The 14,483-nt window shown below is 32.2% G+C and carries 15 protein-coding genes; 12 read left to right on the forward strand and 3 right to left on the reverse strand.

The annotated features are described in order from the left end of the window. Nucleotides 1-3: 3 nt before the first annotated feature. The 3 genes from RAH41_RS03335 to RAH41_RS03345 all read left to right on the forward strand — a co-directional run bounded on the left by RAH41_RS03335 (nucleotide 4) and on the right by RAH41_RS03345 (nucleotide 3,920). Entirely contained in the window at nucleotides 4-2,358 is a 2,355-nt protein-coding gene (locus RAH41_RS03335) for an endonuclease MutS2 (protein WP_331220628.1), read from the forward strand. 227 nt (nucleotides 2,359-2,585) lie between these two features. After that, nucleotides 2,586-3,455 (forward strand): alpha/beta hydrolase, encoded by an 870-nt coding sequence (locus RAH41_RS03340; RefSeq protein WP_331220629.1) that lies wholly within the window; start codon nucleotides 2,586-2,588, stop codon nucleotides 3,453-3,455. A 9-nt stretch (nucleotides 3,456-3,464) separates the two neighbouring features. Then, nucleotides 3,465-3,920, forward strand: a complete 456-nt coding sequence (locus tag RAH41_RS03345) for a GNAT family N-acetyltransferase (protein ID WP_331220631.1) — start codon at nucleotides 3,465-3,467, stop codon at nucleotides 3,918-3,920. Between the two features lie 42 nt (nucleotides 3,921-3,962). Here RAH41_RS03345 and RAH41_RS03350 read toward each other — a convergent pair whose 3' ends face one another. After that, nucleotides 3,963-4,403 carry a hypothetical protein gene (locus tag RAH41_RS03350; RefSeq protein ID WP_331220632.1) on the reverse strand — a complete coding sequence of 147 codons (441 nt, stop codon included), beginning with the start codon at nucleotides 4,401-4,403 and terminating at the stop codon, nucleotides 3,963-3,965. 92 nt (nucleotides 4,404-4,495) lie between these two features. Here RAH41_RS03350 and RAH41_RS03355 point away from each other — a divergent pair, with 92 nt between their 5' ends. The 7 genes from RAH41_RS03355 (at nucleotide 4,496) to RAH41_RS03385 (ending at nucleotide 9,428) form a co-directional block, all read left to right on the forward strand. Beyond that, nucleotides 4,496-4,762: a hypothetical protein gene (locus tag RAH41_RS03355; RefSeq protein ID WP_331220634.1), complete on the forward strand. Its 267-nt coding sequence runs from the start codon at nucleotides 4,496-4,498 to the stop codon at nucleotides 4,760-4,762. After that, nucleotides 4,728-5,012 carry a hypothetical protein gene (locus RAH41_RS03360; protein WP_331220635.1) on the forward strand — a complete coding sequence of 95 codons (285 nt, stop codon included), beginning with the start codon at nucleotides 4,728-4,730 and terminating at the stop codon, nucleotides 5,010-5,012. The genes RAH41_RS03355 and RAH41_RS03360 overlap by 35 nt, the downstream gene beginning before the upstream one ends. A gap of 99 nt (nucleotides 5,013-5,111) precedes the next feature. After that, nucleotides 5,112-5,468, forward strand: a complete 357-nt coding sequence (locus RAH41_RS03365) for a hypothetical protein (RefSeq protein ID WP_331220636.1) — start codon at nucleotides 5,112-5,114, stop codon at nucleotides 5,466-5,468. A 2-nt stretch (nucleotides 5,469-5,470) separates the two neighbouring features. Next, nucleotides 5,471-6,715, forward strand: coding sequence for a glutathionylspermidine synthase family protein (locus RAH41_RS03370; protein WP_331220637.1), 1,245 nt, complete (start codon nucleotides 5,471-5,473; stop codon nucleotides 6,713-6,715). A gap of 23 nt (nucleotides 6,716-6,738) precedes the next feature. Further along, on the forward strand, nucleotides 6,739-7,140 hold the full coding sequence (locus RAH41_RS03375; RefSeq protein ID WP_331220638.1) for a DUF350 domain-containing protein: 402 nt from the start codon (nucleotides 6,739-6,741) through the stop codon (nucleotides 7,138-7,140). A 173-nt stretch (nucleotides 7,141-7,313) separates the two neighbouring features. Then, nucleotides 7,314-8,198 (forward strand): ABC transporter ATP-binding protein, encoded by an 885-nt coding sequence (locus RAH41_RS03380; RefSeq protein WP_331220640.1) that lies wholly within the window; start codon nucleotides 7,314-7,316, stop codon nucleotides 8,196-8,198. After that, nucleotides 8,199-9,428, forward strand: a complete 1,230-nt coding sequence (locus RAH41_RS03385) for an ABC transporter permease (protein ID WP_331220642.1) — start codon at nucleotides 8,199-8,201, stop codon at nucleotides 9,426-9,428. Nucleotides 9,429-9,518: 90 nt separating this feature from the next. On the opposite strand, the gene RAH41_RS03390 is transcribed toward RAH41_RS03385, so the two are convergent. Beyond that, nucleotides 9,519-10,319, reverse strand: coding sequence for an SGNH/GDSL hydrolase family protein (locus tag RAH41_RS03390; protein ID WP_331220644.1), 801 nt, complete (start codon nucleotides 10,317-10,319; stop codon nucleotides 9,519-9,521). A 218-nt stretch (nucleotides 10,320-10,537) separates the two neighbouring features. Beyond that, the gene (gene dat / locus RAH41_RS03395) at nucleotides 10,538-11,422 is read right to left on the reverse strand and encodes a D-amino-acid transaminase (protein WP_331220646.1); all 885 of its coding nucleotides are present in this window, start codon (nucleotides 11,420-11,422) and stop codon (nucleotides 10,538-10,540) included. Between the two features lie 155 nt (nucleotides 11,423-11,577). Between dat and RAH41_RS03400 the strand changes: the two genes are divergently transcribed. Continuing rightward, nucleotides 11,578-12,387 carry a sugar nucleotide-binding protein gene (locus RAH41_RS03400; RefSeq protein ID WP_331220648.1) on the forward strand — a complete coding sequence of 270 codons (810 nt, stop codon included), beginning with the start codon at nucleotides 11,578-11,580 and terminating at the stop codon, nucleotides 12,385-12,387. 127 nt (nucleotides 12,388-12,514) lie between these two features. Further along, complete coding sequence (locus RAH41_RS03405) at nucleotides 12,515-14,221, forward strand: AMP-binding protein (RefSeq protein WP_331220649.1); 1,707 nt, start codon at nucleotides 12,515-12,517, stop codon at nucleotides 14,219-14,221. Nucleotides 14,222-14,483: the final 262 nt, after the last annotated feature.

Consider the following 14,483-nt stretch of genomic DNA (forward strand, 5'->3'; position numbering starts at 1 on the left):
GGTATGCAACGTACATTAAGAGTATTAGAGTACGATAAAATAAAAGAACAATTACTTAAACACGCTTCATCTTCACTAGGTAAAGAACGGATAAAAAACCTTTTACCTAGTACTAGTTATGATGAAGTTGTAGAATTACATGAATCAACTGACGAAGCTGTGAAAGTTATTCGTCTTCGAGGAAATGTACCTCTTGGTGGATTATCAGATATTAGAATGCAAGTAAAAAGGGCAGATATTGGTGGAATGCTATCTCCTTCTGAGCTAATTGCGATTTCGGGTGTTACATATGCCGGGCGTCAAATGATTCGATTTATTGAGGGTTTAATTGAGAGTGAAGTAGAAATTCCATACTTAGAATCATTAAGCGAGCAAATCATTCCTTTATTAGAATTAGATAAAAATATAAAGGCTGCAATTGGTGATAATGGAGAAGTTTTAGATGACGCTAGTGTGACGCTTCGAACGATTCGTGGACAAGTTCGAACAGCTGAAGCTCGAATTCGCGAAAAATTAGAGAGTTTAACTAGAGGGACCAATGCACAAAAAATGTTATCAGATTCAATTGTAACGATTCGTAATGATCGTTTCGTTATTCCAGTAAAACAAGAATATCGACATGTTTATGGTGGTATTGTTCATGATCAATCGTCTTCTGGTCAAACATTATTTATCGAGCCACAAGCTGTCGTTACATTAAACAATAGTTTACAAGAAGCTAAAGTGAAAGAAGAACAAGAAATTGAGAAAATTTTAATGGCATTAACAGGCCAAGTAGCTGAGGCTTCAGCGGATTTATTGCAAAATGTTGAAATTTTAGCTGAAATGGATTTCTTATTTGCAAAAGCTAACTATTCGCATTCAATTAAGGCAAGTAAACCAATCTTAAATAACGATCGATATTTTAAATTAAAAAGAGCACGTCATCCTCTCATTCCAAGGGATGTAGTAGTAGCTAATGATATTGAATTAGGTAAAGATTTTACTACAATTGTCATTACTGGTCCAAATACGGGTGGTAAGACGGTTACTTTAAAAACGATTGGTATTTGTGTTTTAATGGCACAGTCTGGTCTACAAATTCCAGCACTAGACGGTTCAGAAATCTGCGTGTTTGAGCAAATTTTCGCTGATATTGGTGATGAACAATCAATCGAACAGAGCTTAAGTACATTCTCTTCTCATATGGTAAATATTGTAGATATTTTAAAACATGTTAATCATAGTAGTCTTGTATTATTTGATGAATTAGGAGCTGGAACTGATCCTCAGGAAGGAGCGGCATTAGCAATCTCAATTCTAGATGAGGTAAGTGAATACGGTGCAAGAGTAGTAGCGACAACGCATTATCCTGAATTAAAAGCATATAGTTACAATCGAGAGCACGTTATGAATGCTAGTGTTGAATTTGATGTAGAAACATTAAGTCCGACTTATCGACTTTTAATTGGTGTTCCAGGTAGAAGTAATGCATTTGAGATTTCTAGAAGACTTGGACTTTCGAATCGTGTAATTGAAAAAGCAAGAAATCATGTAAGTGAAGAAAGTAATGAAGTTGAAAATATGATTGCATCTTTAGAAACAAGTAGAAAAGGTGCAGAAACAGAATGGAAAGAAGCAGAAGATTTCCGCAAAGAATCAGAGCGTGTATTCAAAGACTTACAAAAGCAAATGATGGAATTTTATGAGCACCGTGATGAATTATATCGTGGAGCACAGGAAGAAGCTAAAAAGCGTGTCAGAGTAGCACAACAAGAAGCTGAAGAAATTATTAAAGAGCTAAGATCTTTAAAGAATAGCCAATTAGCTTCTATTAAAGATCATGAATTAATTGAGGCAAGAACTCGATTGGAAGGGGCAATTCCTTATGCTCCAAAGAAAACAATTCCACAGGCCACACCGAAGAAACAAAGAAAGCTTCGTGAAGGGGACGAAGTAAAAGTAATTAGCTTTAATCAAAAAGGGACACTACTTGATCAAGTTAGTGAAGGTGAATGGCAAGTTCAGCTCGGTATTATTAAGATGAAAGTTAAAGAAAAAGATATCGAATATATTAGTTCACCTAAAGAAGTAAAAGAACGAACGGTTACTTCTGTAAAAGGTAAGGATTTTCATGTTAATCTTGAGCTGGATCTTAGAGGTGAAAGATATGAAGATGCGCTAATTCGTGTTGAAAAATATATCGATGATGCATTATTAGCCGGTTATCCTCGAATTAATATCATTCATGGAAAAGGAACTGGCGCACTGAGACAAGGGGTACAGGAATACTTAAAAAAACACAGATCAGTTAAATCCTATCGATATGGAGCAGCCTCAGAGGGCGGAATAGGTGTTACTGTTGTCGATTTAAAATAAGGTATTAGGGGTTCTAAGATGGAAAAGTTGGCAAAAATATTATTTGCGGTTTGTGCAGTATTTTTAATTTGGGGAATTTTGTATGTAACAGTTATTAAATAAAGTAAATGAGGCTAGCATCATAAGTGTATTCTATTAATTTATGTAGACGTTAAAATCTTACATAACAATGAACTTAGAAAACATCACCTGAGTTAGCCTTTTTTTTTATAGAAAGGTGAATTGGCTTGAAGAAAATCATTTTAGCATTAGTCATCTTTGTTATTGTCTTTGTTGGATTTAATGGTTTTCAACATAAACACCAAAAAAAGATAAATGATGTAAGTAAAGATATTATTGTGCAAAGAGATGTGCGTTACACAAATCCTGCCCAGGTTCCACAAACCTTTGATATATACCGATCTAAAAATTCACATGGTCCTTCTCCAACGTTGATATTTGTCCATGGTGGTTCTTGGAGATATGGAAGTAAAGCGTTAAATAAACGATGGAGTACAATTTTTAATGAAATAGTAAAAGATGGATATACAGCAATTAGTATAGACTACACACTTTATTCAAAAGAAAATTATTCATATAACTTTCCAGTTCGTGACGTGAAAACAGCAATTGACTTTATTTACAGAAATTCAACTGAATTAGGAATTGATCGAAATCAAATCGGGATAGCTGGTGCTTCTGCTGGTGGACATTTAGCCTTATTAACTGGTCTTCAGCCCGATATACAAAACAAAATAAAATATATTATAGCTTGGTATCCAATTTCAGACTTAACGACCATGAATCAATCTCCTTCTTCAAGAAGTTCAGAAATCGTAGATAAATATATGAATAGTACTGTTGATCAAATGACAGATGAGTATAATCGCATGAGTCCTATTCAATATGTAGAAATGACAAAAGTCCCGATTTTTATCGTACATGGCACAGGAGATAAACTTGTTCCGTTCAGTCAATCTAAGAGATTTGCTAAAAAGAATCCAAAAATGGTTACGTTAATTGCACTTAAAAATGGAAACCATGGATTTACTAATCTTTCGGTACAAAAATCTACCAATGATACGATAAATTACTTGAAGGCAAGACTAAAAAAGTAAGGAGTATCAATGAAACAGATTAATAAAATTCAATTTCTAACAAAAGAGCATTGGAATCTATTACTACTAGCTGATCCATCAAAAGAAATGGTAGATAACTATATTCAAAAGAGTAATATTTTTGAATTAATTGACCAAAATTTACTCGTGGGTGTATTAGTATTAATGGAGAATTCAAATGAAGAGGTTGAAATTAAAAATATTGCAATTGATCCGGCCTTCCAAGGACAAGGGGTTGGAAAAAATTTAATTCAATATGGAATTAATGAATCTAAAAAACTTGGTTTTTCTAAAATTTCAATCTGTACGGGAAACTCAAGTATATACCAATTAGCATTATATAAAAATTTAGGATTTCAAATCAGTACTGTTTTTCACAATTTCTTTATTGATCATTATGATGAAGAAATATGGGAAAATGGCATACAGTGTAAGGATTTAATCAAGCTAGAACAAAATTTATAGTATATACAGAAGCTACCTAAGGAGACTTAGGTAGCTTATTTTTTATTCATTATAAGGTTTGACATACATCACGTAAGTATTACGGTCTTGATCAACTTCATTTGAAGTTTGCTCATAAATTTGATGATTAATTGTTAAATAAGTTGATTGTAGCCAGGAAAGTAGGTCCAATTCATCTCCGCTCTCATAGAAATGAATTTCATCAAAAGTATCAACATCTCTAATTTCAATGCCTAAAGGTCTGTTTAAATGGTAAAAAGGAGTATTTTCCATATCTGATTCAATTACTTCAATTATGTATCGATCTTCCTCAATATAAGAGCCCCTATTCTCGTAAACGAAACCATTTAAAATAAAGTAATCGCAATATCTTCTTGTAAAGATTTGGACCTTCGATAAAAATGGAAAGTGGTAAATAGGTCGTGTAAATTCTCCATCAAGTAACCGATATTCAAGAACAAAGATGTTGTTTGTATTAAACATTGTTCAAACTCCTTTAAAAATTGTATATACATTAGTATATAACACAGTTTAGGATAGAAATGTATGTTTATATATTGAACTATAGGAATACAATGTCAAAAACAACAAAATTAATGAAAAAAGTGAGTATTGCTCTAACAAGTGGTATTGTAATAAGTTCATTAACTGGGTGTGGTTCTGAACTAGAATCGATTGAGACAGCCGATAACTCACAAGATTATTATGAAACAAGTCAACCAGTCTATGAAAATACAAAGCAAGTAAATGAGGTTGATGAAGAGACGACGACTGAAGATAGTTTAGATGGGACTGATCATACGGATAGTGAAGAAACAAAAATTTGCGTATTCAGATACTGAAATGCCTGATGACGAAAATTGTAGTGATTGGGAATTTGACTATGAAGATAATATTTGGATTTGTGATGATCGTTCAAGCTCATTTTATCGGAACTTCTTCTTTTTAGGCTCATTCTTTGCAACAAAAAATATGTTATATAGCAACAATGATTTTAATCAATACAAATCCTCAGGCATTATTAACGGAACAAATTCTTCTGTTAAAAAAAGTGGTTTTGGTAGTGGAGTTTCTGGAGGATTTGGTGGTTAGTTTAAAAGATAACGAGAGAAAGAGGGATTCCTATATACTTTAATAGAGAGATTAGTTTAGTATAGATTAGAATAATTCAATACTAGAAAGGAGATCCCAATGTCAAAAACATCATTATTAATGAAAAAAGTGAGTATCGCATTAACGAGCGGATTAGCAGTAAGTACATTAGCTGGCTGTGGTTCCCAAAATGCAGATAGACCAGATAAACCGAAAAATGACGATTGTCGTGATTGGGAGTTTGACGATGACGAAGGTGTTTGGGTTTGTGATGATAGCACTAGTCATTACTATCATAGTTATTATCATGGAGGTATGTTTTATCCAACAAGAAAGGCACTTCATGGTAGTAGTTCTTATAAGAGCTATAAATCTTCTAGTAAATATGCAGGGCATACTTCATCTTCAAGTAAAAGTGGTTTTGGAAAAGGTTCATCTGGAGGATTTGGTGGTTAATAATGGATAATGCGAATTTACACAATCACAGTCGAGAACGTAAAGAAGTATATCAAAAGCTCCCAGATTTTTGGGCTAATCTACAAGATTCATATTATGCTTTATTAGACTATTATCCATTGACTGAAAGTGAAGTTGATGAAATTCATGCAATTACAGAACAAATTGGAAAAATCTATGATAAAACTGCTCGGTTAATGAGACAGTTACCAGATGATATTTTTTATATGCTCGGTTATTCAAAGGAAATCGTGCCTTTTTTACGGCATAAAACGATTGAAAGTGAAGGCATTATTAGAAGAATTGACCTTGTTCGTACAGTTGATGGTTGGAAACATTATGAATGCAATAGTGACACGCCAACTTTTATTATGGAGACCCATCATGTCAATGGCTACATTATGGATTATTTTAACTTGAAAAATCCTAATGCTGATAGTGAAATGAAACTTTCTAATGTCATCAATCATGTTATCAAAAAAAGTATAAAAGGGTTAGATGAACCAATTATTGTTTTTACAGCTCATGGTGATCATGAAGAAGATTGGAAGACAGCTAAATATATCCAATCCCTATACAATGGTAAGAGTCAATTAATTTCGCTAGAGGATTTACAGATTATTGAAAACGATGGACTTTATACACCTAAAGGGGAAAGAATACATATTCTTTACCGACAAACCTATCCGATTGAACATCTTGAGCATGATCAATCTTCAGATGGAACAAAGATTGGCCTGGCACTATTAGAACTTGTAAAAGACGGTAAATTAATTATTTTCAATCCAATATCCTCATTCTTACTACAGTCCAAGGCTGTTCAAGCATTAATCTGGAGTTTACATATAGAGCAGTCAGATGTTTTTACTTTAGAAGAACATGATGTCATTAGAAAACATTTTCTACCTACATTTTTAGAGCCAGATTTCTTTATAAAAAGCAATCTACCATATGTTGAGAAACCTGCATTTGGCCGTGAAGGAGATTCTATTAAGATCATTAACGGAGAAAACCGTCACCAAAGTAAACAAAATAACTATCATGATCAAGTTATGGTGTTTCAACAGTATTCACCTTTACCTATGAGAAAGGTTATGACTCCTGATGGAATGCTAAATTTACATATATTAATAGGTAGTTTTTTGATTAAGGAAGAATACGGTGCAATTGGTGTACGTGCTGGGAATATTATTACTGGAAACGAAAGTTGTTTTTTACCAGTAGGTATCGTTGAAGAAAAAAATTAATTAATGAAGGGATGAGAAGATAATTGGATAGTATTGTTAGTACTTTGATGTATTTAGGATCAGGACTTATTCTTTTATTTGTTGGATTTTTAGCTTTTACTTTTACCACTAAAATGAGTGAACAAAAATTAATTTTAGAGGATGGCAATATTGCAGTTGCTCTAAAATTAGCGGGAAAATTAGTAGGCTTAGCAATTGTTATCATGTCAGCAGCAAAGTATTCAGTTAACTACAGTGATTTCATTATTTGGAGCTTAGTTGGTATTATAGCTCAAATGGTTACGTATTGGGTTGCAGAATTTGTACTATTTCCAAAAATTTCATTTGTTAAAAAGGTTGAAGAAGGAAATATTGCAGTAGCTACTTTATTGTTTACTTTAAGTGTAACAGTAGGTTTATTAATTTCAGGTAGTATTTCATATTAATGTCTATAAACTAGAATGAGAATACTAGATCAGTATTCTCATTTTTGCATTTAGTATAAAAGAGTTTGAATTCCAATTTTTACCTTTTATTAAAATTCTTTTAAATGTATGCTTAATGTATAGGAATAAATTTAAGTATATTTTTACTTAAACTTCAAAAAGGGGGAAGAGCGTTGACTTTAGAAATAAAACAGCTTTCTAAAAAATTTGGAGATACGATTGCCGTTAACGAATTGTCATTGACTTTGCCTACAGGAAGAGTATTAGGTTTATTAGGCAGAAATGGAGCAGGTAAAACGACCACCATTAAAATGTTATTAGGTCTACTTACACCTACAAAAGGAGAAATAACTTGGAAAGGGAGCCCATTTAAAGCTGATAAAGTTAAGATAGGGTATTTACCAGAAGAAAGAGGATTATTTACCAAAAGCAAGGTTGTTGATCAGCTTAAATACTTCGGGAAATTAGAAGGTATGTCTAATAAAGAAGTTGATGTGGCAATAACATATTGGTTAGACCGTCTAGAAATACCACATTATCGAAATAAAAAGGCTGGGGAACTTTCAAAAGGAAACCAACAAAAAATTCAACTAATTGTAACCTTATTACATAACCCTGAATTGATTATTTTAGATGAGCCATTTAGTGGACTAGATCCAGTTAATGCCGAGTTAATGGCTTCAATTATTACCGAACAAATTCAGAAAGGGAAAACGGTTATTTTATCAAGTCACCGTATGGATCAAGTAGAGGCTTTTTGTGAGCATGTTTGTATCCTGAAGAACGGTAATGTAGTCGCCCAAGGTAGTTTAAATAGCTTAAAAGAAGACTATGGGTATAGAAATTTAATTTTAGAAGATCTAACATCGATTAAAGAAATACTAGATTCCAATCATGTTAGGTATGAACAGAAGCAATTAGGAATTTACGTAAAGGTAAAAAGTGATGAGGAGGCTTTTACGATTTTAAATCGTATTAAGTCAGACTTGGGTTCTATTAAGAAGTTCCAATTATTAGAGCCTACACTAAATGATATCTTTATAGAGAGGGCGAGATAAATGAAGAAGTTTAGTACGGTCTTTTTATTTCATTTACGTGAAGGCCTTTTGGCGAGAGCAACGATGATTATGAGTATTATTTTATTTGTTTTAGTCGTTGGAATATTTGGAGTGCAAAAATATTTTGCTGGTACAGAAAAGAGTAATAAGGATAAAGATAAAATTGTATTAATAGATAACTCGAAAAATTATTCAGTAGATATTGCTAGTTTAAACAAAATGATTAAATCTGCAAAGATTGAGCAGAGCGATGTATCAAAAGAAAAAAATTTAAAAAATCAGATTGAAGATGGTTCTAAAGATGGACTGCTTATTCTTACCGAAAAGAACAATGTCCCGTCAGTTCAATATACGTATAAAAAGTTCTCAAATAGTGAATTGCTTTCAGCCGTAAATATGAATTTACAGCAAAATTACTTAAATAAAACTGCTAAAGATTTAAAGCTATCGCCTCAATCTGCAACAAAGTTATTGCAAAAAGTAGAAGTAAATGAAAATGTTCTAAAAAATCCGATGGCTACATTCGGAATTGCTTATTTTTTCGGTTTCTTATTGTATATGTTTCTATTAATTTATGGAAACTCAATTGCAACAGGAATTGTTGCTGAGAAGTCTTCTAGGGTAATGGAGGTATTACTACCAAAAGTAAGTCCTGTCGTGACTTTATACGGAAGAGTCATTGCGGTATTTTTTGTAGCTTGTGCACAATTAATTGTATTAGGAATAGCATTTCTTTTTGCCAATTTATTAGGCTGGGTTAATACGAATGCGATATCTTTTTTCGGAATGAAAATAGATTTAGAGGCATTAGATGCTTCAACCATCATTGCATTTGTAGTTTATTTCTTATTAGGCTATTTACTTTATGGATTACTTTACGCTGCAATTGGATCAGTTGTTTCAAGAACAGAAGAGCTCCAAATGGTTCTGATGCCAATTACTATTTTAGTCGTAGCGGCATTCTTTATTAGTATCAATGCATTAGTAAATCCAGCTGGTACATTTGTTCAAATTAGCTCATATATCCCATTTTTTGCTCCACTTGTAGCATTTTCTAGATTTGTAAGTGGAGAAATGAATTTTATCGAAATAAGTGCTAGTATATTAATTTTAATCGTTTCAATAATGATTTTAACCCGTGTTGCTAGTCGTATTTATGTGAATGGGGTAATGTATTACAGTGAAAAAGTAAAGTGGAAAGATGTAGCTAGATTAGTAAAAAGACAATAAAAAAAATAGATCTCATCGGTCAAATTACAGACTCTTGAGATCTATTTTTTGATTGCTTAATTTTCTGTTGGATGATGATTACCCTCTTCTTCAATCCTTTTTAACATCTTGCTGTAGAACTTCTAACTCTCCAATTACAATTTCCGAGACACGTTTATATCCTCTTGTTTTATTAGGATGCATACTATCAATTAAATAATATTCACCGTTCATTCGATTCCACCCGACATTAGCGTATAGGTCGATGCATGGCAATGCGTAAAATGCAGCTACATCTTTTACAGCATTAGCATAATCAGATGTTAAATAACCGGCTTTATTTTTATCTTCATATTTTCCGTTGTGATATCTAGGTACGGGCGTCATAAGAATGATCCTACAATTTGGTAACCTTTTTTGTATTTTTTCAATCATTGAACACAAAGCACCGATAAATGTAGATTCGTCTAAATTGGGTCGTTCATTTGTTGGGAACCCTTTTCCTAAAGGTATACCTCTACCAAAGTCATTTGTTCCACCCATTATTGTTAAAAGTTGAGTATTAAGTGGAATGGTAGCATTAATTCTTTGGCTGTTACACATACTTGATAAAATTTCTGTCGTTCCTTTTGGCTGTGGTTTAGGTGGTTGACCTTTGTAATTTCCATTCTTATCAATCCAAGCAATCGAACCATTTTCAGCTATGGTTGTGCCCCCAATCCCTCTATTCACATGCGTCAATCCTAACTTTTCCGCTACAGCAGGCTGCCATCCGTTAGACGAAGTGATACTATCTCCATAACTAATCCAATTTTTTGATTTGTTACCGGTTATTTTTTTTCCTTTTGTCTCAGCTAAATTTGTAAATAATGAATTAAAAATACGTTTTACATAAGAAGTTAAACTTGCCATAGCAATCACCCTTTTTACATATTTACATCATAAACATGTAAAGCCTATTTACTAAAAATGAAATTACGATGACAGTATAGGAATTTGCAGTATGTAACATTTTATATATACAATATTATATTTATTCAAATATAAAAAAGAAAATTGCACTTCGTTTGTAATCGAAAACAACAAAAGAGGTGCAATTAATGTGGTATTTATTGACTATATAGTTTATGCTAGTTTGTTGATTGATCCTGCGGAATTTTATTAATTAAATGAGTGTATGAATCTTGAATTCTCTTTGTAATTTCTCCACGCTTTCCTAAACCGATAGAATAGGATTTTTCATCAATTAAAACTGAAGTAACAGGTATAATGTCAGAAACTGATGCTGTTGTAAAAGCTTCATCCGCATTTAAGAGTTCATCAATTGAGAATGGAATCTCTTTTACTTCGAGTCTTTCTTTTTTAGCAATTTCAATTACTACTTTTCGAGTAATGCCATTTAGAATTAAGTGATTGGCAGGATGAGTGTATAGAGTAGAGTTTTTTACGATAAAAACGTTTGTTGCTGATCCTTCTGTAATGATCCCATCTCTATGCAAAATTGCTTCTTTCGCTCCTTTAGCGTAAGCCTCATTTTTTACTAAAACACTACCTAATAAGTTTAAACTTTTTATATCACAGCGGAGCCATCGAATATCATTTGTTAGATAGGCAGTTATTCCTTTTTCCATTTGTTGTAATGGTCTATGATCTTCTCTTACTGTATAAGCAATCAGTTGAGGCTTTAAATTAGCTTCGTCTTGGTAAATATGATTTCGATTCATTACACCTCTACTAATTTGGATATAAAGATATCCGTTCTCATAATCGCAAGTGTTCATTAAATAAACTAAATCACTTTCAAGCTTTTTAAGGTGCATTTTAAAAGGTATTAATATTTTTTCACAGCTTTCCTTCAAGCGAATTAAATGTGCATCGAGTTCGAAATAAGACTTATTGAAAAAACGAATTACCTCATAAACGCCATCTCCAAATTGATAACCACGATCTAAAATATTTACATTTGCAGATTTTAAATCGACAATACGGTTGTTTAAAAGAACCTTTGTTTTCATATGAACCCCACTCCCTGTTATCATTTAAGTCTGTTTGATTAAAAGCTTTCATAATAGTTTGGACTTTCAATTTATGACCTTTGTAAACGCTGTTTATTATGATACATTCAATATATCACAAGTTTATTAAATATTTTGTAAAAAGGAGAGAGACAATGAAATTATTAATTTTAGGTGCTAGCGGACTAGTTGGGAAAGCTTTAATAAAAGAATTTTCTCCTGATTATGACGTTTATGGAACGTTTAATCAAACAAAATTAGATTTGAAAGATGACCATCAATTACAATGGGATATTCATGATTCAGAGCAAATATTGACCTGGATTGACCATATTTGCCCAGATGTAATTGTTTCTTGTTTACGTGGTGATTTTAATGTTCAATTTGAGGCGCATTCTAGAATAGTAGAAAAAATAAAATCAACTTCAACGAAAATTCTATTTTCTTCTACAACAAATGTTTTTGATGGAGAAGTTTCAAAGCATCACGCTGAAAACGATTTTCCTGTTGCCGAATCTGACTATGGACAATTTAAAATAAAGTGTGAAGAATTAATAAAAAATGAGATGGGCGATAATGGAATCGTATTAAGATTGCCAATGGTTTGGGGAAAAAATTCACCAAGATTAAATGAAATAAAGGATAAAATAGAAAAGGGTCAAGAAATTGACGCATATGATAATATTTTTTTAAATCATGCAATTGATACAGGTATTGCTAAGCAAGTAAGAAAAATTATTGAAAATCATTTAAATGGGATATTTCACCTTGCAACAACTACTATTGATTCGCAATATTCATTTATATATAAACTTGTAAAAACATTATCAAATGAGGGGAAAGTCAACTCTCTTACTTTAGAAAACTATGATGAATACAATTTTGGATTGTTGACTAATCGTACCGATTTGCCTCCAAATTTTTACTATGATAGCGATGAAGTAATTGATGAATTAGTTCATTAAATTCAAAAAAAAACTCAAAAAACCACTAGTGATTAAATATTCTTAATATTTTGATTGTATAGCTGAAATTTGTAACATATACTAATTTTAGTATGAACATACTTTTAAAATACTGGTGGTGAATGGTATGGAGGAACCAAGATTAAAGCCTTGGGTGAGTCAGTATCCAGAGCAAATACCAGCTACATTAGACGAACAGTTTGATTTATTACCAACATATTTAAAGCAAACAGCTTCAAAATATCCAGCTAAGAAAGCGCTTAATTTTCTAGGGAAATCAATGACTTTTAATGAAATTTATATTCAGTCTTTAAGATTTGCCAATTTTTTAAGGAATTTAGGAATTAAAAAAGGCGATCGAGTTGCAATTATGCTTCCTAATTGCCCTCAAGCGGTGATTGCTTATTATGGGATTCTTTTTGCAGAAGCAATTATCGTCCAAACAAATCCGCTATATACTGAACGTGAGCTTGAATATCAAATGAATGATAGTGGTGCAATAGCTATTATTTGTTTAGATTTATTAATTAATAGAGTGTGCGAAGTAAAAAAATCTACTAATCTTCAACATATTTTCGTTACTGGAATTAAGGACTATTTACCATTTTTTAAAAAGCTGTTATATCCTTATTCAAAACAGCCAAAGGCACCTGAGATTCCTAATGATCATTCGGTTCATCAATTTAGTTTTATTATGCAAATATCTGCACCGATTGAACAGAATCTCTCAAGTAGTAGTGTAGAAGATGTAGCAATACTTCAATATACAGGAGGAACTACTGGATTTCCTAAAGGTGTAATGCTTACACATAAAAATTTAGCATCAAATACATTGATGGCAGAAAAATGGTTATATAAAAGTAAGAAGGGCCAAGAAAAGATTTTGACTGTCTTACCTTTTTTTCATGTATATGGAATGACGACATGTATGAATTTATCTATCATGTGTGCATATGAAATGATTATCGTTCCGAGATTTGATGCAACGCAAATGCTTAAGGCGATCAATAAATATCGGCCTACATTGTTTCCAGGTGCACCAACAATGTATATTGCATTATTAAATCATCCTGATTTAAAGAATAACGATATATCAAGTATTCATGCTTGCTTAAGTGGTTCCGCAGCATTACCTGTTGAAGTTCAAGACCAATTTGAAAAGGTGACAGGTGGAAAATTGGTAGAGGGCTATGGTTTATCAGAAGCTTCTCCAGTTACACATAGTAATTTCCTATGGGATAAGCGAGTAACGGGCAGCATTGGAGTTCCTTGGCCAAGTACGGATGCTAAAATAGTATCTCTAGAAACTGATGAAGAGTTACCTTATCGTGAAATTGGGGAATTAATCGTTTCAGGACCACAAGTAATGAAGGGGTATTGGAATCGACCAGAGGAAACCGCTACAACGTTAAAAAATGGCTGGTTATATACAGGTGATTTAGGCTATATGGATGAGGAAGGCTTCTTTTATATCGTTGACCGTAAGAAAGATATGATTAATGCAGGAGGGTTTAACGTTTATCCTAGAGATATAGAGGAAGTATTATATGAACACGAGGCTATTAAAGAAGCGGTTATAGTTGGTATTCCTGATGCATATCGAGGAGAAACAGTTAAAGCTTACATTGTATTAAAAGAAGGAAAATCAGTAACCGAGGCTGAATTAGATGATTTTTGTCGAAAATATTTAGCAGCTTATAAGGTTCCTAAAATTTATGAATTTAGGAATGAATTACCAAAAACGATGATTGGTAAAATCTTAAGAAGAACATTACTAGAAGAAGAAAAACAAAAGAATACAATACCTGATGATTCAGATGAAAATTTAATATAATAAAATATGAGGGATGATAATATAAGCATCCCTCTTTAATTTTACGAACTAATATAAAAATACTTTATTAAAATAAATAGAAAGAGGATTGAAAAAGAAACCTGATAAAATTTAATGAAAGTACAAAGATTAAAAAAGAATACTAAAAGCTTTTGTACAGAAACTTTATACACAAAAATATTACAGGACAATTGACAATTTTCTGATAAATTTGTATTATGAGAATATGAATGATTATTCATTCACTGTAAGAAGGGGTTAA

Origin of the sequence: Gottfriedia acidiceleris (assembly GCF_036421055.1) — a bacterium.
GTDB classification, from domain to species: domain Bacteria; phylum Bacillota; class Bacilli; order Bacillales; family Bacillaceae_G; genus Gottfriedia; species Gottfriedia acidiceleris_C.

Bases quoted from the DNA above. Each gene is read 5' to 3' on its own strand.
- dat (WP_331220646.1), bottom strand. From the start codon at position 11,422: ATGAAAACAAAGGTTCTTTTAAACAACCGTATTGTCGATTTAAAATCT.
- RAH41_RS03350 (WP_331220632.1), bottom strand. From the start codon at position 4,403: ATGTTTAATACAAACAACATCTTTGTTCTTGAATATCGGTTACTTGAT.
- RAH41_RS03345 (WP_331220631.1), top strand. From the start codon at position 3,465: ATGAAACAGATTAATAAAATTCAATTTCTAACAAAAGAGCATTGGAAT.
- RAH41_RS03390 (WP_331220644.1), bottom strand. From the start codon at position 10,319: ATGGCAAGTTTAACTTCTTATGTAAAACGTATTTTTAATTCATTATTT.
- RAH41_RS03335 (WP_331220628.1), top strand. From the start codon at position 4: ATGCAACGTACATTAAGAGTATTAGAGTACGATAAAATAAAAGAACAA.
- RAH41_RS03405 (WP_331220649.1), top strand. From the start codon at position 12,515: ATGGAGGAACCAAGATTAAAGCCTTGGGTGAGTCAGTATCCAGAGCAA.
- RAH41_RS03370 (WP_331220637.1), top strand. From the start codon at position 5,471: ATGGATAATGCGAATTTACACAATCACAGTCGAGAACGTAAAGAAGTA.
- RAH41_RS03385 (WP_331220642.1), top strand. From the start codon at position 8,199: ATGAAGAAGTTTAGTACGGTCTTTTTATTTCATTTACGTGAAGGCCTT.
- RAH41_RS03355 (WP_331220634.1), top strand. From the start codon at position 4,496: ATGTCAAAAACAACAAAATTAATGAAAAAAGTGAGTATTGCTCTAACA.
- RAH41_RS03365 (WP_331220636.1), top strand. From the start codon at position 5,112: ATGTCAAAAACATCATTATTAATGAAAAAAGTGAGTATCGCATTAACG.
- RAH41_RS03400 (WP_331220648.1), top strand. From the start codon at position 11,578: ATGAAATTATTAATTTTAGGTGCTAGCGGACTAGTTGGGAAAGCTTTA.